We start from the raw sequence: 22,475 nt of genomic DNA, 5'->3' as shown, positions 1-22,475 counted from the left end.
CGAAAAATTGATAGAAGTTCTCATTTTGCGACACAAAAAAGCCATTTACTGCCGATTTGCGTAAGGAGGCTTTGAGCTCCGCCGCCATTCGGAATGGCTAAATAACTAGGAGACACCATGCCATTATCTAAATTTCGTCCGGCGCGTTTGCCGGTTGCCGTTGCTGCGGCACTTTTATCCGCCTATTCCTTCGGGGCAGGGGATGGGGTTGAGCAGGTTGATTTGCCTACCGTCCAAGTAAAGGGCATCGGCAAACAGACGACCTCCAATTACACCATTCCCGCTTCTTCCGCTGCTACGGGCATCCGCCTGACCCAGCGCGAAACGCCGCAGTCTTTGTCCGTCGTTACCGAAAAACAAATGGACGACCAAGGTTTGGATACCTTGCAGGACGTGTTGAAACAAACACCGGGCGTGTTCCACAGCAAAATGGGCAACAACGTATCCGGTCACAGCCAGTTTATTTCGCGCAGTCAGGCGATTGACAGCATTTCCGTGGACGGTGCGCCCAAATTCCTTTACGACGGTAAAGCCATCCGCCGCGGTACCAATAATTTGGACAGCACATTGTACGAACAAGTCGTCGTCGTGCGCGGCGCAAGCGGCTTGTCTAACGGCGGTATGGGCGAGCCGGGCGGTACGGTTGCTTTGGAACGCAAAAAACCGACTGCCAAACCTGCCGTCAGCGTGGAAGCTGGAGTCGGTTCTTGGAACCACTACCGCTTCGTCCTTGATGCCAATCATCCTTTAAATGCAGACAATACCTTGCGCGGACGCTCCATTTTGGTCAGCGACCACGGCGGCGATTACCTGCCGAACACATCGCGTCACAATCACACTTTCTACGGCATTCTGTCTTACGATCTCACGCCGCAAACCCAATGGCGCGTCGGTACGGAGCTGCATCGTTTCCGCAATAAGGGCAGTTCGCGTTTCAGCTATCTGACTGTGGCAGGAAACCGCAACGACGGATTCAAGCCGTTTGAATCTTCACCGCGCAACAATTCGTCCGCACGCTGGGCATACGGCAAAGACGACAGTGCCGAAGTATTCACTTCTCTCAGCCATGAATTTGCCAACGGCTGGAAGCTGACGGGCGATTACAGCTATCTGACAGGTAAAAGCGACATCGTTTCAGGCATTGCCGGTACATACGAAATCAATCCCGATTACTCTGCGCTTTTCACTTCAGACCGCGACCGCAGCAAATACCGCGATCAAGATTTCTCGTTGACTTTGGACGGCGACTATCCGGCGTTGGGTCGTTCGCATGAATTTAATGCAGGTATCAGCTATCAGGGCAACCGAGAAAACCTGTCTTTCTATCAGGAAGGCGAATCGATTATTCCTGATTTGCGCCAATTTGACGGCAACATTGAAAAGCCCGATATGCCGTATTTGCGCGACGGTTTTACCAATATGAAAAACCTGTCGGTTTACGGCTCGACCCGTTTCAAACTGACTGACCGATTCGCCCTGATTGGTGGTGCACGTTTTGTGGATTGGCGGTACCGTTACAGCACCAACCGCAACAAATTCGCTTACAGCAGCCACAAACAAAAAGTTTTCATTCCTTATCTGGGTGCAACCCTCGATATTGGTGAAAACTTAACTGCCTATGCGTCTTACACCACCATCTTCCGTCCGCAAGTGCGTTATCTGACCAAAGACGGCGCATCGCTCGAACCGCAACGCGGCAAAACCTACGAGACCGGTTTGAAAGGCTCATGGTTTGACGGTCGTCTGAATGCTTCTGTGTCCGTCTTTATGAACAAACGCGACCATTTGGGCGTTTATGCGGGTAGATTGCCAAACGGCGAAGAATACTACCGCTCTGCTGATAAAACGACGACCAAGGGCTGGGAACTCGCCGTCGGCGGACGCTTGAGCGACAGATGGCTGCTTAATGCTTCCTATGCGCGTTCCAAAATCAAAGACAGCGAAGGCAAGCAACTGCATCCGTCTTATCCCGTTCATTTGTTCAAACTCTTCACGGCATACGACGTAACCGACCGTTTGAACTTGGGCGCAAACGTCAACTGGCAAAGCCGCAGCCATACGCTGGACGAATATCCCGCTGATATCAATCCGGCTGCCGCCGCTGCATTGACCCAACGCCCATACGCTACGCTGGACTTGACCGCGCATTACAAAATCGGAAAATCCACCCGCATCGGTTTGGACTTTGAAAACGTGTTCAACAAACGCTACCGCACCATGCCCGATATCCACGTTTACGGCACGCCGCGCAGCCTGACTGCTACGTTGAAACACACTTTCTAAAGTAGGCAAAAGAAAAGGTCGTCTGAAAATCTCGATTTGAGGTTTTCAGACGACCTTTTAGTGTGTATGGCGTGTATTGCGAGGAGATATAGTGGATTAACTTTAAACCAGTACGGCGTTGCCTCGCCTTAGCTCAAAGAGAACGATTCTCTAAGGTGCTGAAGCACCAAGTGAATCGGTTCCGTACTATTTGTACTGTCTGCGGCTTCGTCGCCTTGTCCTGATTTAAATTTAATCCACTATAGTTGTAGGCTTTTGCCAAAGCAGCAATGCTATTGGGACGGGGCGCATTCTTGCAGCAGCAGGTTGTCCGTCATGTTGTCAGGCGTTTCTTCCGAGGCTTCATGATGAACCAGAAAACCGCCGTCTTCCTTGTAGAAATCGGTTTCCGTAAAGTTGCCGATTGTCCAAGTGTATTGACCGTCGCTAAAGGCGTTCAAATCTTCGTTGCTCATTTCGGGGCTGAAAGGTGCGACAAATTCGGCACCTTTAAAGCGTACTTGCGCCGCGGCTCCGTCCTCTGTTTTGAAATAGCGGACTGATACGCTGCCGTTGTCTTTGCAGCGGTAGGTTTGCCATTTTGCCTGATCCAAACCGGTCAGATTTTGTGTGGCGGAAGGCGCGGAGGCTGATGCTGCCTCGGAAGCGGCGGTTTGTACCGGGGCTTGGGAGGCTGCGGCTGCCGACGCATTTGAAGCTCCAGATGCGCTGGCTTCTGCCGCTTCGTTGCCGGCGCTGCAGGCGCATAACAATGCAGTCAATGTGGAACACAAAAGGAGCAAAGGTTTGGAAGACATATTTATCACACCTCAAAGATAATCAAAACCTGACGGATTGGAACGGGAATGCCGGTAAAGGTTCATCCGCGCCTTGGCGGACAGGGCGGTTGGCTGCCCGAAATCCTAAAGCAATTTCGGTCATTCCGCTATTGCCGATATGGCAACGGATTATACCCGTGCGGGGGCGAAGGGGGCATTCTAACAGCGTAAACGAAAGACGGGGTCGTACCTGACTTTGTGGCATGAAATATTGGATAAAAGGTATTTTTGTGGGATGATGGGTGCGAGCTTTGTTATTTTGTTAATATTGCATTTTCAGACGACCCACTAGCGGATGACAGCAAGCGGACAAGGCAATTCATGCCGTCCGATACAAGCTGATCTACTGCCCGTCTTTCCAATTCTTTGATTTATTTCTTATCCGAATATCCGAAAGCAAAACCATGAGCAAAACCGTCCATTATCTGAAAGATTACCAAACGCCTGCCTACCGCATCCTCGAAACCGACCTGCATTTCGACATTGCCGAACCGCAAACCGTCGTGAAATCCCGTTTGACGGTCGAGCCGCAGAGGGTGGGGGAGCCGCTGGTGTTGGACGGTTCGGCGAAACTCTTGTCCGTCAAAATCAACGGGGCGGCGGCGGATTATGTGTTGGAAGGCGAAACGCTGACGATTGCGGACGTGCCGTCCGAACGCTTCACCGTCGAAGTGGAAACCGAAATCCTGCCGGCGGAGAACAAATCGCTGATGGGGCTGTATGCTTCCGGCGGCAATCTGTTTACCCAGTGCGAGCCGGAGGGCTTCCGCAAAATCACATTTTACATCGACCGTCCGGATGTGATGTCTAAGTTCACGACCACCATCGTTGCGGACAAAAAACGCTATCCCGTTTTGCTTTCCAACGGCAACAAAATCGACGGCGGCGAGTTTTCAGACGACCGCCATTGGGTGAAATGGGAAGACCCGTTTGCCAAACCGAGCTATCTGTTTGCTTTGGTCGCGGGCAATTTGGCAGTAACGGAAGACTATTTCACCACCATGAGCGGCAGGAACGTCAAAATCGAGTTTTACACCACCGAAGTGGACAAGCCCAAGGTCGGCTTTGCCGTGGAATCGCTGAAAAACGCGATGAAATGGGACGAAACGCGCTTCGGTTTGGAATACGACTTGGATATTTTCATGGTCGTCGCCGTGGGTGATTTCAATATGGGCGCGATGGAAAACAAGGGGTTGAACATTTTTAACACCAAGTTCGTCCTTGCCGACAGCCGCACCGCCACCGATACCGATTTCGAAGGCATCGAATCCGTGGTCGGACACGAATATTTCCACAACTGGACGGGCAACCGCGTGACCTGCCGCGACTGGTTCCAGCTTTCGCTGAAAGAAGGGCTGACCGTGTTCCGAGACCAAGAATTTTCCGGCGACCGCGCCAGCCGCGCTGTGCGCCGCATCGAAAACATCCGCTTGCTGCGCCAGCACCAGTTCCCCGAAGACGCAGGCCCGACCGCGCATCCGGTGCGCCCCGCCAGCTATGAGGAGATGAACAATTTCTACACCATGACCGTTTATGAAAAAGGCGCGGAAGTGGTGCGGATGTATCACACCTTGCTCGGCGAAGAGGGCTTCCAAAAAGGCATGAAGCTCTATTTCCAACGCCACGACGGGCAGGCCGTTACCTGCGATGATTTCCGCGCGGCGATGGCGGATGCGAACGGCATCAATCTCGACCAATTCGCCTTGTGGTACAGCCAGGCGGGCACGCCCGTTTTGGAAGCGGAAGGTTATCTGAAAAACAATATTTTCGAGTTAACCATTAAACAAACCGTGCCGCCTACGCCCGATATGGCGGACAAACAGCCGATGATGATTCCCGTCAAAATCGGGCTGCTGAACCGCAACGGCGAAGCGGTGGCATTTGATTATCAGGGCAAACGCGCGACCGAAGCCGTGTTGCTGCTGACCGAAGCCGAACAGACCTTCGCGCTCGAAGGTGTAACCGAAGCCGTCGTTCCCTCGCTGCTGCGCGGCTTCAGCGCGCCGGTGCACCTGAACTATCCGTACAGCGACGACGACCTGCTGCTCCTACTTGCCCACGACAGCGACGCCTTCACGCGCTGGGAAGCCGCCCAAACGCTCTACCGCCGCGCCGTCGCCGCCAACCTCGCCGCGATTTCAGACGGCGTCGAGTTACCGAAACATGAAAAACTGCTTGCCGCCGTCGAAAAAGTCATTTCAGACGACCTCTTGGACAACGCCTTCAAAGCCCTGCTTTTGGGTGTGCCGTTCGAAGCCGAGCTGTGGGACGGCGCAGAAAACATCGACCCGCTGCGTTATCATCAGGCGCGCGAAGCCTTGTTGGATACGCTTGCCGTCCACTTCCTGCCGAAATGGCACGAATTGAACCGTCAGGCGGCGAAGCAGGAAAACCAAAGCTATGAATACAGTCCCGAAGCCGCCGGCTGGCGCACGCTGCGCAACGTCTGCCGCTCCTTCGTCCTGCGCGCCGACCCCGCACACATCGAAACCGTTGCCGAGAAATACGGCGAAATGGCACAGAACATGACCCACGAATGGGGCATCCTGTCCGCCGTCAACGGCAACGAAAGCGATACGCGCAACCGCCTGCTGGCGCAGTTTGCCGACAAGTTTTCAGACGACGCGCTGGTGATGGACAAATATTTCGCCCTCGTCGGCTTAAGCCGCCGCAGCGACACCCTGCAACAGGTTCAAACCGCCTTGCAGCATCCGAAATTCAGCCTCGAAAACCCCAACAAAGCCCGCTCGCTCATCGGCAGCTTCAGCCGCAACGTCCCTCATTTTCACGCAGAAGACGGCAGCGGCTACCGCTTCATCGCCGACAAAGTCATCGAAATCGACCGCTTCAACCCGCAGGTCGCCGCCCGTTTGGTGCAGGCGTTCAACCTCTGCAACAAGCTCGAGCCGCACCGCAAAAACTTGGTGAAACAAGAATTGCAGCGCATTCGGGCGCAGAAAGGATTGTCGAAAGACGTAGGCGAAATCGTCGGCAAGATTTTGGATTGAGGCTGTCTGAAACGATAATGCAAGTTATTGTAATGAGATAAAAAAGGTCGTCTGAAACTGTCATTTCAGACGACCTTTTGTGATAGACACATATTCTGCTTCGTCATAAAATGCCATACGTTTATTATTGATTGAACAATGAGGCTAAAATGAAGAAATATATTCTTGCAGCGTGTGCATTATGGTTTGCAGGTCAAGCATTAGCCGCTGATTTTTCTGGAAATTGGGGGTATGAGCAAGAGCTGGAAGATGGTATCTACGGTAAATATTTTAATATTAAACAATCACCAAAATACATTATTTCCGGAGAGTGGAATGAAGGCCGTTCGAACGGCCCGGGCGGCAGCGGCAAGGTAAAAGGCTATGTCAAACGCGGCAAACTGTATTTGAGCTATTGCAGCGAAGGCGACGATTCTTGGTACACGCATTGTCCGAAATATGAAAAAGACCGCGGATATTTCGTGCGCAGAAACGGACAGCTTGTCGAGTATTACAGTTTGCACGGAAAGCGCAATGCTTACAGAAAGGGTGATGTGTTCACCCGACAAAAAGAAAAAGCAGCCGGCGCATCCGAATAAACAAAAGGTCGTCTGAAAACCGATAATAGCGGTTTCAGACGGCTTTTTTCTATTAAATATCATTTAATTTCTTGAATTTATAGTGGATTAAATTTAAATCAGGACAAGGCGACGAAGCCGCAGACAGTACAAATAGTACGGAACCGATTCACTTGGTGCTTCAGCACCTTAGAGAATCGTTCTCTTTGAGCTAAGGCGAGGCAACGCCGTACTGGTTTAAAGTTAATCCACTATACAATAAAACATCATTCAAGCCCCATCAGCCTTCTTGGGTGGGCTTCCTTATCCCTTCATCAAAATGTGCTAAAATCCGCCTTTAAAAACCGCTGTTTCCTACCCATATCCCTTTCATGGACATTACTCAACAACCTTCAAACATCATCGTCGGGCTCTCCGGCGGTGTCGATTCCTCCGTAACTGCCGCCTTGCTCAAACAGCAGGGTTATCAAGTGCGCGGTGTGTTTATGCAAAACTGGGAGGATGACGACAATGACGAATATTGCAGCATCAAGCAAGACTCATTCGATGCCATTGCCGTCGCCGACATCATCGGCATAGACATCGACATCGTCAATTTTGCCGCCCAATACAAAGACAACGTATTCGCCTATTTCCTCAAAGAATACAGCGCGGGACGCACGCCGAATCCGGATGTGTTGTGCAACGCCGAAATCAAGTTCAAATGCTTTTTGGACTACGCTATAGAGCAGGGCGCGGATACCATTGCCACCGGACACTATGCGCGCAAAGAAGTCCGCAACGGCACTCATTACCTGCTCAAAGGTTTGGATCAAAACAAAGACCAAAGCTATTTCCTCTACCGCCTCAAACCTTTCCAACTCGAGCGCGCGATTTTTCCGTTGGGCGATTTGGAAAAACCTGAAGTCCGCCGCCTTGCCGCCGAATTCAATTTGCCGACTGCCGCCAAAAAAGACAGTACCGGCATCTGTTTCATCGGCGAACGTCCGTTCCGCGAGTTCTTGCAAAAATACCTGCCGACCAACAACGGCAAAATGGTCACGCCCGAAGGCAAAACCGTCGGCGAACACGTCGGGCTGATGTTTTACACGCTCGGACAGCGCAAAGGATTGGGCATCGGCGGCGCGGGCGAGCCTTGGTTTGTTGCCGCGAAGGATTTGACGAAAAACGAACTCATTGTCGTACAAGGTCATGACCATCCGCTGCTCTATACCCGCAGCCTCGTTATGAACGATTTGAGTTTCACGCTGCCCGAACGCCCGAAAGAAGGGCGCTACACCTGCAAAACCCGCTACCGCATGGCAGACGCGCCCTGCGAATTGCGTTATCTCGATGATGAAACGGTCGAGCTGGTGTTCGACGAACCGCAATGGGCGGTAACGCCCGGTCAATCCGCCGTGCTGTACGACGGTGATGTCTGCTTGGGCGGCGGCATTATCATGTCCACCGATAAACCCGTCATTATTACCGCTTGATTAAAAAACACAAAAGGTCGTCTGAAAACTACTGCGGCAGGTTTGCTCCTGCTTTTTCAGACGACCTCAAGACAACCATAAAACCAACGAAACAAGACTGATTTATATGGAAAAACTCTGGCTCAACAGCTATGAACAAGGCGTCAATGCCGAAATCGACATCACGCAATACAGCTCCATCAGCGACGTATTCCGTCAAAGCGTTGAAAAATTCGCGCACCAACCCGCGTTTCAAAACATGGGCAAAACGCTCACTTATGCCGAAGTCGGCAAGCTGGCGCAAGACTTTGCCTCCTATCTGCAAAACGTCCTGAAGCTGCCGCGCGGTGAGCGCGTGGCGATTATGCTGCCCAACCTGCTGCAATACCCGATTGCACTTTTCGGCATCCTGCAGGCGGGGCTGGTGGCGGTGAACACCAATCCGCTCTACACCCCGCGCGAGCTGGAGCATCAGTTGAAAGACAGCGGCGCGACCACCATCATTGTTTTGGAAAATTTTGCCAACACGCTGGAGCTGGTGCTGCCGCGCACGCAAATCAAACACGTCATCGTCGCCTCTGTCGGAGAAATGTTCGGTTTCTTCAAAGGCACACTGATGAATTTCGTGCTGCGTAAAATCAAAAAAATGGTGCCTGAATACCGTATTTCCGGAGCCATCCCTTTTCAGACGACCCTGAAAGAAGGCGCGGCACATACGTTCCGCCCCGTTACCCTGACCCGCGAAGATACTGCGCTGCTGCAATACACGGGCGGCACGACCGGCGTGGCAAAAGGCGCCGTTCTCAGTCATGGCAACATCTGCGCCAATATGCTTCAGGCGAAAGAATGGATTAAATTCCAACTGCGCGAAGGCAAAGAAACCGTCATCGCCGCGCTGCCGCTTTACCACATCTTTGCCCTGACGGTAAACCTGATGATTTTTGCCAATACCGGTTCCAAAATCATCCTGATTACCAACCCGCGCGATATGAAGGGCTTTATCGGCGAGCTTAAAAAAGAAAGCATCAGCGTCTTCATCGGCGTGAACACCTTGTTTAACGGCATGGTCAACCAACCCGATTTTGCCACCGTCGATTTCTCCAACCTGCGCCTGACTTTGGGCGGCGGTATGGCGACTCAAAAAGCCGTCGCAGAAAAATGGAAAAAAATTACCGGTACGCCCATCGTTGAAGCCTACGGCTTGACCGAAGCCAGCCCGGGCGTGTGCTGCAACCCGCTCAATATCGAAGCATACAGCGGCGGCATCGGATTACCCGTTCCCTCCACCGAAGTCGAATTGCGCGATGCGGACGGCAAAGAAGTCGGCATCGGACAGCCGGGCGAACTTTGGGTGCGCGGTCCGCAAGTGATGCAAGGCTATTGGAACCGCCCCGAAGAAACCGCCAAAACCATAGACGCGCGCGGCTTTTTGGAAACCGGCGACATCGCCGTCATGGACGAAAAAGGCTGGTTGAAACTGGTTGACCGCAAAAAAGACCTCATCGTCGTTTCCGGTTTCAACGTTTATCCGAACGAAATCGAAGAAGTCGTGTCGCACAACGATAAAGTCATGGAAGTCGCCTGTATCGGCGTGCCCAACGAAAAAACAGGCGAAGCACTCAAAGTCTTCGTCGTCAAAAAAGACCCGAGCCTGACCAAAGAAGAACTCATCGCATTCTGCCGCTCCGAGCTGACGGCTTATAAAGTGCCGAAAGACATCGAGTTCCGCGACGAGTTGCCCAAGTCCAACGTCGGCAAAATCCTGCGACGCGAACTTCGCGAACAAGCGCAAAACAAATAACACCGAAAGGTCGTCTGAAAAGCATCCCGCACCTTTCAGACGACCTTTAATCATCATGGAAACCAGCACATGACCCATACCGTCCATCTTCAATTCGAAGACATCGACAACACCGTCCTCCAACGCCTCTGCGGCGCGCTCGACGGCAACCTCGAAGCCTTGGGCAAAGCCCTCGATATCCAAATCAGCCGCCGCTTCGAACATTTCACCTTCATGGGCGAACTCGCTCACGCCGGCCGCCGTGCCTTGCTCGCGCTCGCCGAAGCCGCTGAACAAGGCGATTTGGACGACAACGCCATCCGTCTCGCCGCCGTCGAAGCCAAAACCGCCGACGACAAACACGAAGAAAAACACCACGACCAACAATATTATTTCCGCACCAAACGCGGCAGCATAGGCGGACGCACCCCGCGCCAAAACGGCTACATCCGCGCGCTGTTGAACCACGACGTTGTCTTCGGGCTGGGGCCCGCCGGTACGGGTAAAACCTATCTCGCCGTCGCCGCCGCCGTCGATGCCATGGAAAAACACCAAATCGAACGCATCGTCCTCGTCCGCCCCGCCGTCGAAGCAGGCGAAAAACTCGGCTTTCTGCCTGGCGATTTGGCGCAAAAAGTCGACCCCTACCTGCGTCCGCTCTACGACGCGCTCTACGATCTGATGGGCTTCGACCGCGTGACTAAACTGATGGAAAAAGGCTTGATCGAAATCGCCCCGCTCGCCTACATGCGCGGCCGCACGCTCAACGGCGCGTATGTGATTCTGGACGAAGCGCAAAACACCACGCCCGAGCAAATGAAAATGTTCCTGACCCGTATCGGCTTCGGCGCAAAAGCCGTCATTACCGGCGACATCAGCCAAATCGACCTCCCGCGCAACATCAAATCTGGCCTGAAAGATGCCCGCGAAAAACTGCGCGACGTGGAAGGGCTTTATTTCCACACCTTCACTAGCGAAGACGTCGTCCGTCATCCGCTAGTGCAGAAAATTGTGGAAGCGTATGAAGCGGCAGAAGAGCAAGCCGAAAGAAGCAGCGCTGCCGAACGATAAACGATGAAGTCCAAAAAGGTCGTCTGAAAACCATGTTTCCGGTTTTCAGACGACCTTTTCCATGTTTGATAAGTCATGGTTTCAAGTCATCAATTTTGGGAGATTGTTAACAATATTATCGAATATCGTATGCAAGGATTGCTGCTTTCAAGCCTGACATTCAATCAAGAAAAATTTTAGATGAGTTTTTGAAAAACAAAGGCTTCAATTTGAACAATCGGTTGTGGCAAAAATATTAAGCAACGAAAGAAGCAGGTTTCAGAGGTCGTCTGAAAATAAATCCATATATAAATTAATCAACTTTGAAAATACCGACTACATGCTATTACATTTCATTTGGAAATTGGTTATAGTTACAGCTGCAAAGTCTTTAAACCTCAATCCGACATGAGAAGGAAGAGCAATGTCCCAATCCGCAGCAAAAGAAACCCTTAATCCTTTCGAAATCGCCCGCAAACAGGTCAAAACCGCCTGCGACCGACTCAATGCCGATCCCGCGGTTTATGAAATCCTGAAAAATCCGAGACGTGTTTTGGAAGTCAGCTTCCCCGTCAAACTCGACGACGGCACGGTCAAAACCTTCACCGGCTACCGTTCGCAACACAACAATGCCGTCGGCCCTTACAAAGGCGGCGTGCGTTTTCATCCCAATGTGAATTTGGACGAAGTCAAAGCCCTGTCGATTTGGATGACCATCAAATGCTGCGTTGCGGGTATTCCTTACGGCGGCGGCAAAGGCGGCATTACTTTGGATCCGCGCGATTATTCAGAAGCCGAGTTGGAACGTATTTCACGCGCTTATTCTGAAGCTATTTCTCCGCTTATCGGCGAAAAAATCGATATTCCCGCACCTGATGTGAACACCAACGGCAAAATCATGTCGTGGATGGTTGATGCCTACGAAAACGTTGTTAAAAAATCCGCGCCGGGCGTGTTCACCGGCAAACCGGTCGAATTCGGCGGCTCTTTGGCGCGTACCGAAGCGACAGGTTACGGCGTAAACTTCGCCGCCGTCCAAGCTTTGGAGAAACTCGGCAAAGACGTTAAAGGCGCAACCTACGCCATTCAAGGCTTCGGCAATGTGGGCTACCACACTGGCTATTACGCGCATCAATCCGGTGCGAAAGTCGTTGCCGTTTCGACCGTCGATGTCGCCATTTACAATGAAAACGGCTTGGATATGGAAGCCCTCTTCAAAGAGTTCCAAGAAAAAGGCTTCATTACCAATGAAGCGGGCTACGGCAAAGAAATCAGCAACGCCGAACTCTTGGCATTGGATGTGGACGTACTCGCCCCTTGCGCGCTGGAAAACCAACTGACTTCCGAAAACGCGGGCAAAGTTCGCGCTAAAATCGTCGTCGAAGGCGCAAACGGCCCGACTACGCCCGAAGCCGACGCCATCCTGCGTCAAAACGGCGTATTGGTCGTCCCCGATATTTTAGCGAACTGCGGCGGCGTGGTCGTTTCCTATTTCGAATGGGTGCAAAACCTGCAAGGCTATTATTGGGAATTTGACGAAGTTCAGGAAAAAGAAACCGTCGTCCTGCGCCGTGCGTTCCGCGATATTTGGAATCTGGCGCAAGAGTATGACGTGGACCTGCGTACCGCGTCTTACATGATGAGTATCCGCCGTGTTGAAAAAGCGATGAAGCTGCGCGGTTGGTACTAATCCAGATTTGAAGCGGTAACATGAGAAAAGGTCGTCTGAAAAATTTTCAGACGACCTTTTGGTTTTGTTGATCGAGACATTAAACAACGATAAAGGTTTTATCTAAGGGGTCGTCTGAAAACCTGAAATCATGTGTTTCAGACGACCCTGTATGGTTTGATGAACGATTTGAGAAATATAGTGGATTAAATTTAAATCAGGACCAGGCGACGAAGCCGCAGACAGTACAAATGTACGGCAAGGCGAGGCAACGCCGTACTGGTTTAAATTTAATCCACTATACTTCAATGTTGTGCTGGATGGGGCACTCATTACATAAAATCCCCCGAATGTTTCCAATCGGGGGATTTTTAGCATCGCTAAAAAAGCTTATTTATTCAACTCATTAGCTAAATACAGCCAAGTTTCGATGACGGTATCCGGATTCAGTGAAACGCTTTCGATGCCTTCTTGAACCAGCCATTTGGCGAAGTCCGGATGGTCTGACGGACCTTGACCGCAGATGCCGACGTATTTGTTTTGCTTGCGGCAGGCAGAGATTGCCAAATGCAGCATCACTTTGACGGCGGGGTTGCGTTCGTCAAACGATTCGGACACCAAGCCGCTGTCGCGGTCGAGGCCGAGGGTCAGCTGGGTCATGTCGTTTGAGCCGATGGAGAAGCCGTCGAAGTATTGCAGGAATTGTTCCGCCAATACCGCGTTGCTCGGCAGTTCGCACATCATGATCAGGCGCAGACCGTTTTTACCGCGCTCCAAACCGTTTTCTTTCAAGGCTTTAACAACGGCTTCGGCTTCGCCCAAAGTGCGGACGAACGGAATCATGATTTCAACGTTGGTCAGACCCATTTCGTCACGAACGCGTTTCAAGGCTTTGCATTCGAGGGCGAAGCAGTCTTTGAAATTGTCGGCTACATAACGCGCCGCGCCGCGGAAGCCCAACATCGGGTTTTCTTCGTGCGGTTCGTAAATGCTGCCGCCGACCAAGTTGGCGTATTCGTTGGATTTGAAGTCGGACATACGGACGATGGTTTTACGCGGGTAAACCGATGCAGCCAATGTTGCCACGCCTTCGGCGATTTTATCGACGTAGAAGTCGACTGGAGAGGCGTAGCCGGCGATGCGGCGGGTAATTTCCGCTTTTAATTCATCGTCTTGTTTGTCAAATTCCAACAAGGCTTTCGGGTGGATACCGATTTGGCGGTTGATGATGAATTCCATGCGCGCCAAGCCGATGCCTTCGCTCGGCAGGTTGGCGAAGCTGAATGCCAGTTCGGGGTTGCCGACGTTCATCATCACTTTGACAGGCGCTTTAGGCATATTGTCCAAGGCAACGTCAGTGATTTGTACGTCCAACAGACCGGAGTAGATAAAGCCGGTATCGCCTTCGGCACAAGATACGGTCACTTCTTGACCGTTGCTCAGCAATTCGGTTGCGTCGCCGCAGCCGACTACGGCAGGAATACCCAGTTCGCGCGCGATGATGGCAGCGTGGCAGGTACGTCCGCCGCGGTTGGTTACGATAGCGGAAGCACGTTTCATTACCGGTTCCCAATCCGGATCGGTCATGTCGGTAACGAGTACGTCGCCTGCTTCAACGGAATCCATTTCGGATGCGTCTTTTACTAAGCGGACTTTGCCTTGACCGACTTTTTGACCGATGGCACGACCTTCGCACAAGACAGTTTTGTCGCCGTTGATGTCGAAGCGGCGCAGGTTGCGGCTGCCTTCTTCTTGGGATTTCACGGTTTCAGGACGGGCTTGCAGGATGTAGAGTTTGCCATCCAAGCCGTCACGACCCCATTCGATATCCATCGGGCGGCCATAGTGTTTTTCGATTGTCAGCGCGTAGTGTGCCAACTCGGTGATTTCTTCGTCGGTAATGGAGAAGCGGTTGCGGTCTTCTTCAGGAACATCGACGTTCATCACGGATTTACCGGCTTCTGCTTTGTCGGTAAAGATCATTTTGATTTGTTTCGAACCCATGGTTTTGCGCAGGATGGCAGGTTTGCCTGCTTTCAGCGTGGGTTTGAATACATAGAATTCGTCGGGGTTGACCGCGCCTTGTACAACGTTTTCACCCAGGCCGTAAGATGAAGTCACGAAAACGACTTGGTCGAAGCCGGACTCGGTGTCGAGGGTGAACATGACGCCGGACGCGCCGCTGTCGGAACGCACCATGCGTTGTACGCCTGCGGAGAGGGCGACGATGTCGTGTTCGAAGCCTTTATGTACGCGGTAAGAGATGGCACGGTCATTGTACAAAGAAGCGAATACATGGTGCATAGCTGCTTTGACGTTTTCCAAGCCGTTGATATTCAGGAAGGTTTCCTGTTGACCTGCAAACGATGCGTCGGGCAGGTCTTCGGCGGTTGCAGAAGAACGGACGGCAACGGAAATATCCGCGCCGCCTGCGTCTGCAACCATTTTGTTCCATGCTGTTTCGATTTCAGCATCCAGTTGTTCGGGGAAGGGCGTATCCAAAATCCATTGGCGGATTTCTTTACCGACGCGCGCCAGTTCGGCGACATCTTCCACATCCAGTTGTGCCAGTGCGGCGGAAATACGCTCGCTCAGTCCGTTGTGCGCCAAAAATGCGCGGTAGGCTTCGGCGGTAGTGGCAAAACCGCCGGGGACGCGGACGCCTTTTTCAGTCAACTGACTGATCATTTCACCTAGGGAGGCGTTTTTGCCGCCCACGCTTTCAACATCAGTCATACGCAGGTTTTCAAACCAAATTACGTAGTTGTCAGCCATTTGTGTGTCCAATCCAAGATATGTTAAAAAAGAAACGAATACGCTTTGTTATTTTAAGCGATTCAAACGGCTGCTGTCATGCTTTTTCTGTCCCGATTTATTTGTAGGTCGTCTGAAAAATTGCGGTCTTCAGCCGTGTAGTCAAATGAAATTCGATGAGAAAGTTGATATTCCGAGTATCTATTTCTTTGTAAAACATAAGGTTTGAAATAGATTAATGACTGAGTGGTAGGGGGTGGAAAGGTTTTATATGAGTATAAAATTTTAAAATAATTAAATTATTAAAATAAAAATGCGTTTGATGGGTGGTTTAATTGCGGTGTAGTTGAGTGTAATTTGAATGTATTCCCTTTATTTAGAGGGTTGCAGCTGCTATGATGACCGCCTGCAAACATTTTAAATTTTAGAGGATAACCGAATGACCGCTCCGCGCCATGTGTTTTATATTTCCGACCGTACCGGCTTGACCGCTGAAAATATCGGTGAGGCCCTGCTGAATCAGTTTGGCAGCGTCGAATTTAAACGCCACACCTATCCCTTTATCGATACGCCTGAAAAAGCGCGTGCCGTCGTTGAAAAAGTCAACCGTAATGCTGAAGAAAACGGTTTGCGCCCAATTGCCTTTGTCAGCGTCGTTGATGACGAAATCCGAGAAATGATTAAAAAGTCGAATGCTTTCCATATCAATTTCTTCGAAACTTTTCTTGGGCTTTTGGAGAAAGAACTTAATACTGAGGCGGTCGCCGCTACGCAAGGGCACCACAGTATTGGTAATACCCAACGTTACGATGCGCGTATGGAGGCGGTCAATTTCTCGCTTAACCATGATGACGGTGTCAGCGATAAAAACCTGCAGGAAGCCGATGTGATTTTGATGGGCGTGTCCCGTTCCGGTAAAACGCCGACCTGTCTTTACCTCGCCCTGCAATACGGTATCCGCGCCGCCAACTATCCGCTAATTCCTGATGATTTGGAATCTACCGACTTACCGCGCATGGTTAAGCCTTATAAAGACAAACTGTTCGGTCTGACCATTCAGCCCGAGCGCCTGCAAGCCATTCGCAATGAGCGCCGCCCGAATTCGAATTATTCCAAAATCGATACCTGCCGAAGCGAAGTTGCCGATGCGCAAAATATGTTCAAACGCCATGGCGTTCCGTTTACCAATACGACGGATAAATCGGTGGAGGAGCTTGCAGTCCATATCCTTCAAGCCTGCAAATTGAAACGCCGGTTTTGAGTGGTAAGATATTGATGATTAATGAAAGGTCGTCTGAAACACGGAAGCGCGTTTCAGACGACCTTTTGCTGTCATGAATGCTTGGATTTACTTACATTTGCTATTATAATGCGCGTTTAGATTGACCGTTTGAGGTCGTCTGAAAATATAGTTTTTACCAACCACCGCACACCTGAAACCCTAACTATGCACATTCTCACTTTTAGTGTGCATTATTAGTGTTTTAGCGTGCGGCATTCTGAAAGGAACGAAATGTTCGATAAACACGTTAAAACCTTCCAATATGGCAATCACACCGTTACTTTGGAAACCGGCGAAATCGCGCGTCAAGCCGCAGCGGCTGTTAAAGTATCGATGGGCGATACCGTTGTTTTGGTTGCTGTGACCACCAACAAAGAAGTCAAAGAAGGTCAAGACTTTTTCCCTCTGACTGTTGATTACCTTGAGCGCACTTACGCCGCAGGTAAAATCCCCGGCGGTTTCTTTAAGCGCGAAGGCAAACAAAGCGAAAAAGAAATCCTGACCAGCCGTCTGATCGACCGTCCTATCCGTCCTCTGTTCCCCGAAGGTTTCTACCACGACATCCAAATCGTTGCGATGGTGGTTTCCGTTGATCCTGAAATCGATTCCGACATTCCTGCCATGCTCGGCGCGTCCGCTGCGCTGGTGTTGAGCGGCGTACCGTTTGCCGGTCCGATTGGTGCTGCACGCGTAGGTTATGTAAACGGTGTGTATGTGCTGAACCCGACCAAAGCCGAATTGGCGAAATCCAAACTGGACTTGGTGGTTGCGGGTACATCCAAAGCCGTTTTGATGGTGGAATCCGAAGCCAAAATCCTGCCTGAAGACGTGATGCTCGGTGCCGTAGTTTACGGTCACGACCAAATGCAGGTGGCGATTAATGCCATCAACGAGTTCGCCGACGAAGTAAACCCTGAAGTATGGGATTGGAAAGCACCTGAAACCAATGAAGAATTGGTTGCCAAAGTGCGCGAAATTGCCGGCGAAGCCATTAAAGAAGCGTTCAAAATCCGTCAAAAACAAGCGCGTTCCGCTAAATTGGACGAAGCTTGGAATGCAGTGAAAGACGCGCTGATTACCGAAGAAACCGATACTCTGGCTGCCAATGAAATCAAAGGTATTGTCAAGCATTTGGAAGCCGATGTTGTCCGTACACAAATTTTGGATGGTCAGCCGCGTATCGACGGTCGCGATACCCGCACCGTCCGTCCGCTGAATATCCAAACCGGCGTACTGCCGCGTACACACGGTTCAGCCCTGTTTACCCGTGGCGAAACCCAAGCCCTTGCCGTAGCGACTTTGGGTACTTCTCGCGACGAGCAAATTATTGACGCGCTTTCCGGTGAATACACCGACCGCTTCATGCTGCATTACAACTTCCCGCCATATTCTACCGGCGAAGTCGGTCGCGTCGGCGCGCCGAAACGTCGTGAAATCGGACATGGTCGCTTGGCAAAACGCGCACTGGTTGCCGTATTGCCGTCTCCTGAAGAATTCAGCTACACCATGCGTGTCGTTTCCGAAATTACAGAGTCCAACGGTTCGTCTTCTATGGCTTCCGTTTGCGGCGGCTGCTTGAGCTTGCTGTCTGCCGGTGTGCCTTTGAAAGCACATGTTGCCGGTATCGCGATGGGTCTGATTTTGGACAACAACAAATTCGCCGTGTTGACCGACATCTTGGGTGATGAGGACCACTTGGGCGACATGGACTTTAAAGTTGCCGGTACGACCGAGGGCGTAACCGCGCTGCAAATGGACATCAAAATCCAAGGTATTACCAAAGAAATCATGCAGATTGCTCTGGCACAAGCCAAAGACGCGCGTCTGCACATCTTGGAACAGATGAAAGCTGCCGTAGCAGGTCCGCAAGAGCTGTCTGCCCATGCTCCGCGCCTGTTCACCATGAAAATCAACCAAGACAAAATCCGCGACGTTATCGGCAAGGGTGGCGAAACCATCCGCGCGATTACTGCTGAAACCGGTACTGAAATCAACATCGCGGAAGACGGCACCATCACTATTGCCGCAACCACTCAAGAAGCCGGCGACGCTGCGAAAAAACGCATCGAAGAAATCACTGCCGAAGTGGAAGTGGGTAAAGTGTACGAAGGTACTGTGGTTAAAATCCTCGACAACAACGTCGGCGCCATCGTCAGCGTGATGCCGGGCAAAGACGGTTTGGTACACATCAGTCAAATCGCCCACGAGCGCGTACGCAACGTCAGCGACTATCTGCAAGTTGGTCAGGTTGTGAATGTGAAAGCATTGGAAGTGGATGACCGCGGTCGCGTGCGTCTGTCTATCAAGGCTTTGGTCGAAGCTCCTGCCCGCGAAGAAAAATCGCCTGAATAATCGTTGACTCAAGTTTGATTGATGAAAGGTCGTCTGAAAAATTTCGGACGACCTTTTTTTACTGAATGCGGATGAAAAAGTAGGGGTAGGAATATGAAGTTGAGTTGTCTTGTGTCGGAACTTTGATTTATCGTTCCTTTTAAGCAGCAATCAGGGAGAATGCTGAAAAGGTCGTCTGAAAACCATTTTTCTTGATTTTCAGACGACCTCTTTACAGACAACATTTTCCGAAACGCAGTTTCTTATTAAGGCCGGAAGTGTAAGTAAGCTGCTTGATGACCAGTATGTTGGTGTGGTCTTCTAGGGCGCGTATGCTGTGTGTTTCGTTGGGTTCAAGGCGGACGACTTGAAGTCCTTCAGTAGAGAGTGTTTCGATTTGAGTAATGATTTGTGCGCTGCCGTTGAGAACCAATAGGAGAATAATGGCATCGGCTTGATAATCGGGGATTTCATTGTCCTTTTGCAGGGAGAGTTGGACAATTTCTTGGTCGATATCGCTATGGATAATGCCTCCAAGCAAGGCTTTGGGATCTAGGGTGTATTGTTGCATGATGACTCCTTGAAAAAGCTTTGGGAAAGATTTCAAAAGACGAAAGTGTCTTGAGGGTCGTCTGAAAAATACGGGAGACGGCAATAAGTTTGATTGTACGAGTGTGTTGACGGGAGGAATTCAATATAAGTCAATATTGTTGTGAATTGGGCGGGTCGATTTTTGTATTTAAAAATAAAACCGCCCAATCGGGCGGTTTTGTATGGCATTGATTTTAGAATGCAACGTAGTTTGCAGGGTTGACCGGTTTGCCGTTTTGGCGCACTTCAAAATGCAGTTGTGTGCGGCTGGCGTCGGTATTACCCATGTTTGCGATGGTTTGACCGCGTTTGACTTGTTGTCCTTCGTTAACCAGCAGGCGTTGGTTGTGACCGTATGCGCTCAGGTAAGATGAATTGTGTTGGATGATGACCAGGTTGCCGTAACCGCGTAAGCCTGAGCCGGCATAGACGACTTTGCCGTCAGCTGCCGCAACGACGGGTTGACCGGCTGTGCCGCCGATATCTACACCTTTGTTGCTGCCGCCGAAGTTGCCGATAACATTGCCGACGGTCGGACGCTGCCATGTGATGCCGCTGACGGTGCGGGTGCCGCCTGTGGAGACGGTCGGAGTGTTAAGCGGTGCAGGAGTCGGTTTGGGTGAGGCGGTTTGTGTCGGAGGAGGTGTCGGAACGGATGCGGTTGCAGTCGGAGCGCTGTATCCGTTTGGTTTGACGCGCAGGGTTTGTCCGACGCTGATGGTGTTGTCTGCCAAGCCATTCCATGCGCGGAGGTTGTCTTGCGTAATTTGGTAACGTTTGGAGATGTTATAAACGGTATCGCCTCGGACTACGGTGTGCGTTGCAGCATTGATGTCTACCGGTGCGTAAGAGGGCGTGTAAGAGCCGCCGGTAGAACCGGAAGGGTAGCTGCTGGCAGCAGGAGGAGTGTAAGGGGCGTCGTTGTTGACCGCATTATTTTCGTAAGGCGCTGCACCATATGGATTGTTGGAGGCTGTATTTGCGGAGCTGGAATGGCTGCCGGAATTGCCTACGACGACGGGTGCAGGTTGTTGGCTGGCACATGCGCTGAGGATGAGTGCGAGGGCTGCCGAGCCTGCGTAAAATGCGGTTTTTTTCAACATAATTGGATGACCTTTATATCGGGTTGTTGTTTTATTGGGACATATCATAATAAAAATACGCCCTGTTCTCAAGTATTGCAGCCGTTAGCAACTGTTAAAGTGCCTGATTTTGACCGGTTTGCCTGTTTAAAAATCTTGCAGATAATAGGTATGAACTGTTTTATCTTCTTTATGTAAGGTTTAATTTCAGACGACCTGTTTTGTCTGGCAGGTCGTCTGAAATGGTTTATGTATTTGGGGCTTTTATGCCTTGCCAAAACTCGTTGACGCTTTGGAGTTGGTTGTAGGCGGTCAGGTCGATTTGCAGGGGAGTGATGGTGATGAATCCTGCTTCGCATTCTCCAAAGTCTGTGCCTTCTTCCTGATCGGAAATGTTTCCGACCGGTCCTATCCAATAAATCGGCTCTCCGCGCGGATTGTGCATGGGGACAATACTTTGTTCGTGGTGTCTTCTACCCAGTCGTGTGATTTTAATGCCTTGTATGTCTTCAGGCATGACTGCGGGGATGTTGATATTCCACAGAATAGGTTCTTTAGGAGGGTTTTTTAACAAATACTCTAATAACATCCAAACAGATTTTTCAGCAGTTTCCCAATAACGACCCCGTGAATCATTTAATGAAAAAGCGATGGCGGGAATGCCCATCAGGTAGGCTTCGGTTGCGGCGGCGACTGTACCTGAGTAGAGCGTGTCATCGCCCATGTTGGCGCCATTGTTTATTCCGGATAAGACCAAATCGGGTTTGAAATCGGGCAGGGCGTGTTGTCCAACATGGATACAGTCGGTTGGCGTTCCGCTGACATAGTAAAAGCCGTTTGAGGCTTCTTTTATTTGCAGCGGACGGTCAAGCGTTAAAGAATTGCTGACTCCGCTGCGGTCGCGTTCGGGTGCGACTACGCGGACATTGGCAAATTCTGCTGCAACGCGTGCCAAAATGGCAATGCCGGGCGCCAAGTAGCCGTCATCGTTAGAGATTAAGATATTCATAAGTGCATCCGTGACATAATCTGGGAAGTCTAACGGCTGAAGATAAAGTTTGTCTATTTTTCAGATGATTTTATATGTATTGAGGATTATGGGGTCGTCTGAAAGAGGAATTTTATGCAACTTGCTTTGTGAAATTTGAAGTGGCGTAACATGGATGTTTTTTTGTAAAAGAGGGATGATTTATCTCTTATCAGAAAATCAGCAATGCATTACAATAACAAATCGTAATCTTTGTTTACAAACTAATTTCGGGAGTAATTGAAATGCGCCGTTTTTCTTATCTAATTGCCTTGTCTTCAGTATTGGCCATTTCTGCATGTGCCAATAACCAATCACAATCTTCTGCCGGAGCTTCAGGCTCTGCTTCGTCTCATGAGCAACATGCTAAAGCGTCAGGAGCATGCCGTAGCGCAGGTGAAGGGCGTAAAGTGAATGGCAAAGGAAAAAATGATATTTATATGTGTAAAGCAAGTGTTGCATTGAATTCCGCTGAAGCCAAATCTGTTCTGAATCCTAATATTAAAGTTTCTTACGGCAGCACAGGTAAAAAAACTTTGGTATCCCGTCAAATCGCCAATATGGTCGGTAAAAGTCCGGAAGAGTCCTGCCAACGTGCTTTCTTGAGCACTGTTAAGCGTTTCCAAAGCACGGCGTTGGAAAAAAACGCAAAATCAGTACACTTAGTCAGCTACTTTGACAAAAAAACCGTTGGCGGCGATGAGTATGAGTGCCATGTTGCCACTTGGAACAGTCGAGTGGTTTTGAAAGGAAGCTTGCATTAAAAAATAGGTGAGGACCAAATTATGG

General features: G+C 50.6%; 15 protein-coding genes and 1 pseudogene. 11 read left to right on the top strand and 5 right to left on the bottom strand.

Translation table 11 applies throughout. The annotated features are described in order from the left end of the window. Positions 1-117 precede the first annotated feature (117 nt). A complete protein-coding gene (locus DBZ16_RS04405; RefSeq protein ID WP_107813059.1) occupies positions 118-2,283 on the top strand; it encodes a TonB-dependent siderophore receptor in 2,166 nt (721 codons plus the stop codon). A gap of 272 nt (positions 2,284-2,555) precedes the next feature. Here DBZ16_RS04405 and DBZ16_RS04400 read toward each other — a convergent pair whose 3' ends face one another. Beyond that, positions 2,556-3,080 (bottom strand): hypothetical protein, encoded by a 525-nt coding sequence (locus tag DBZ16_RS04400; protein ID WP_107813058.1) that lies wholly within the window; start codon positions 3,078-3,080, stop codon positions 2,556-2,558. A 425-nt stretch (positions 3,081-3,505) separates the two neighbouring features. Here DBZ16_RS04400 and pepN point away from each other — a divergent pair, with 425 nt between their 5' ends. From pepN to DBZ16_RS15680, 7 genes and pseudogenes are all read left to right on the top strand, one after another. Beyond that, complete coding sequence (gene pepN / locus DBZ16_RS04395) at positions 3,506-6,109, top strand: aminopeptidase N (protein WP_107813116.1); 2,604 nt, start codon at positions 3,506-3,508, stop codon at positions 6,107-6,109. Between the two features lie 149 nt (positions 6,110-6,258). After that, entirely contained in the window at positions 6,259-6,687 is a 429-nt protein-coding gene (locus DBZ16_RS04390; RefSeq protein WP_070514594.1) for a hypothetical protein, read from the top strand. A 350-nt stretch (positions 6,688-7,037) separates the two neighbouring features. After that, positions 7,038-8,141, top strand: coding sequence for a tRNA 2-thiouridine(34) synthase MnmA (gene mnmA, locus DBZ16_RS04385; RefSeq protein ID WP_107813057.1), 1,104 nt, complete (start codon positions 7,038-7,040; stop codon positions 8,139-8,141). A gap of 106 nt (positions 8,142-8,247) precedes the next feature. Further along, positions 8,248-9,921 carry an AMP-binding protein gene (locus DBZ16_RS04380; protein ID WP_107813056.1) on the top strand — a complete coding sequence of 558 codons (1,674 nt, stop codon included), beginning with the start codon at positions 8,248-8,250 and terminating at the stop codon, positions 9,919-9,921. Between the two features lie 69 nt (positions 9,922-9,990). Beyond that, positions 9,991-10,971: a PhoH family protein gene (locus tag DBZ16_RS04375; RefSeq protein ID WP_070635909.1), complete on the top strand. Its 981-nt coding sequence runs from the start codon at positions 9,991-9,993 to the stop codon at positions 10,969-10,971. A gap of 403 nt (positions 10,972-11,374) precedes the next feature. Beyond that, positions 11,375-12,640 carry a Glu/Leu/Phe/Val family dehydrogenase gene (locus DBZ16_RS04370; RefSeq protein ID WP_070496712.1) on the top strand — a complete coding sequence of 422 codons (1,266 nt, stop codon included), beginning with the start codon at positions 11,375-11,377 and terminating at the stop codon, positions 12,638-12,640. Positions 12,641-12,813: 173 nt separating this feature from the next. Then, positions 12,814-12,923, top strand: a pseudogene (locus DBZ16_RS15680) (IS5/IS1182 family transposase); the annotation flags it as partial. 86 nt (positions 12,924-13,009) lie between these two features. Here the strand turns inward: DBZ16_RS15680 and ppsA are convergent. Further along, positions 13,010-15,394, bottom strand: a complete 2,385-nt coding sequence (ppsA, locus tag DBZ16_RS04365; protein ID WP_107813055.1) for a phosphoenolpyruvate synthase — start codon at positions 15,392-15,394, stop codon at positions 13,010-13,012. A 418-nt stretch (positions 15,395-15,812) separates the two neighbouring features. On the opposite strand from ppsA, the gene ppsR reads away from it, so the two are divergent. After that, positions 15,813-16,634 (top strand): posphoenolpyruvate synthetase regulatory kinase/phosphorylase PpsR, encoded by an 822-nt coding sequence (ppsR, locus tag DBZ16_RS04360; protein ID WP_003742140.1) that lies wholly within the window; start codon positions 15,813-15,815, stop codon positions 16,632-16,634. Positions 16,635-16,886: 252 nt separating this feature from the next. Then, entirely contained in the window at positions 16,887-19,007 is a 2,121-nt protein-coding gene (gene pnp / locus DBZ16_RS04355) for a polyribonucleotide nucleotidyltransferase (protein WP_107813054.1), read from the top strand. A gap of 211 nt (positions 19,008-19,218) precedes the next feature. On the opposite strand, the gene DBZ16_RS04350 is transcribed toward pnp, so the two are convergent. The 3 genes from DBZ16_RS04350 to surE all read right to left on the bottom strand — a co-directional run bounded on the left by DBZ16_RS04350 (position 19,219) and on the right by surE (position 21,668). Further along, the gene (locus tag DBZ16_RS04350) at positions 19,219-19,557 is read right to left on the bottom strand and encodes a hypothetical protein (RefSeq protein ID WP_107813053.1); all 339 of its coding nucleotides are present in this window, start codon (positions 19,555-19,557) and stop codon (positions 19,219-19,221) included. A gap of 214 nt (positions 19,558-19,771) precedes the next feature. Then, positions 19,772-20,680, bottom strand: coding sequence for a peptidoglycan DD-metalloendopeptidase family protein (locus tag DBZ16_RS04345; protein WP_107813052.1), 909 nt, complete (start codon positions 20,678-20,680; stop codon positions 19,772-19,774). 226 nt (positions 20,681-20,906) lie between these two features. Further along, positions 20,907-21,668, bottom strand: coding sequence for a 5'/3'-nucleotidase SurE (surE, locus tag DBZ16_RS04340; protein WP_107813051.1), 762 nt, complete (start codon positions 21,666-21,668; stop codon positions 20,907-20,909). A 263-nt stretch (positions 21,669-21,931) separates the two neighbouring features. Here surE and DBZ16_RS15675 point away from each other — a divergent pair, with 263 nt between their 5' ends. Continuing rightward, positions 21,932-22,450 (top strand): hypothetical protein, encoded by a 519-nt coding sequence (locus DBZ16_RS15675; protein ID WP_205836771.1) that lies wholly within the window; start codon positions 21,932-21,934, stop codon positions 22,448-22,450. The last annotated feature ends 25 nt before the right edge of the window (positions 22,451-22,475 follow it).

The organism is Neisseria sicca (genome assembly GCF_003044565.1).
In the GTDB taxonomy this organism is placed as follows: Bacteria; Pseudomonadota; Gammaproteobacteria; order Burkholderiales; family Neisseriaceae; genus Neisseria; species Neisseria sicca_A.
This window is presented reverse-complemented; position numbering and strand designations above follow the sequence as displayed.

What these genes read in the sequence shown, in the direction of transcription:
- DBZ16_RS04405 (WP_107813059.1), top strand. Translation starts at nt 118, where the DNA reads ATGCCATTATCTAAATTTCGTCCGGCGCGTTTGCCGGTTGCCGTTGCT.
- DBZ16_RS04400 (WP_107813058.1), bottom strand. Translation starts at nt 3,080, where the DNA reads ATGTCTTCCAAACCTTTGCTCCTTTTGTGTTCCACATTGACTGCATTG.
- pepN (WP_107813116.1), top strand. Translation starts at nt 3,506, where the DNA reads ATGAGCAAAACCGTCCATTATCTGAAAGATTACCAAACGCCTGCCTAC.
- DBZ16_RS04390 (WP_070514594.1), top strand. Translation starts at nt 6,259, where the DNA reads ATGAAGAAATATATTCTTGCAGCGTGTGCATTATGGTTTGCAGGTCAA.
- mnmA (WP_107813057.1), top strand. Translation starts at nt 7,038, where the DNA reads ATGGACATTACTCAACAACCTTCAAACATCATCGTCGGGCTCTCCGGC.
- DBZ16_RS04380 (WP_107813056.1), top strand. Translation starts at nt 8,248, where the DNA reads ATGGAAAAACTCTGGCTCAACAGCTATGAACAAGGCGTCAATGCCGAA.
- DBZ16_RS04375 (WP_070635909.1), top strand. Translation starts at nt 9,991, where the DNA reads ATGACCCATACCGTCCATCTTCAATTCGAAGACATCGACAACACCGTC.
- DBZ16_RS04370 (WP_070496712.1), top strand. Translation starts at nt 11,375, where the DNA reads ATGTCCCAATCCGCAGCAAAAGAAACCCTTAATCCTTTCGAAATCGCC.
- ppsA (WP_107813055.1), bottom strand. Translation starts at nt 15,394, where the DNA reads ATGGCTGACAACTACGTAATTTGGTTTGAAAACCTGCGTATGACTGAT.
- ppsR (WP_003742140.1), top strand. Translation starts at nt 15,813, where the DNA reads ATGACCGCTCCGCGCCATGTGTTTTATATTTCCGACCGTACCGGCTTG.
- pnp (WP_107813054.1), top strand. Translation starts at nt 16,887, where the DNA reads ATGTTCGATAAACACGTTAAAACCTTCCAATATGGCAATCACACCGTT.
- DBZ16_RS04350 (WP_107813053.1), bottom strand. Translation starts at nt 19,557, where the DNA reads ATGCAACAATACACCCTAGATCCCAAAGCCTTGCTTGGAGGCATTATC.
- DBZ16_RS04345 (WP_107813052.1), bottom strand. Translation starts at nt 20,680, where the DNA reads ATGTTGAAAAAAACCGCATTTTACGCAGGCTCGGCAGCCCTCGCACTC.
- surE (WP_107813051.1), bottom strand. Translation starts at nt 21,668, where the DNA reads ATGAATATCTTAATCTCTAACGATGACGGCTACTTGGCGCCCGGCATT.
- DBZ16_RS15675 (WP_205836771.1), top strand. Translation starts at nt 21,932, where the DNA reads ATGCGCCGTTTTTCTTATCTAATTGCCTTGTCTTCAGTATTGGCCATT.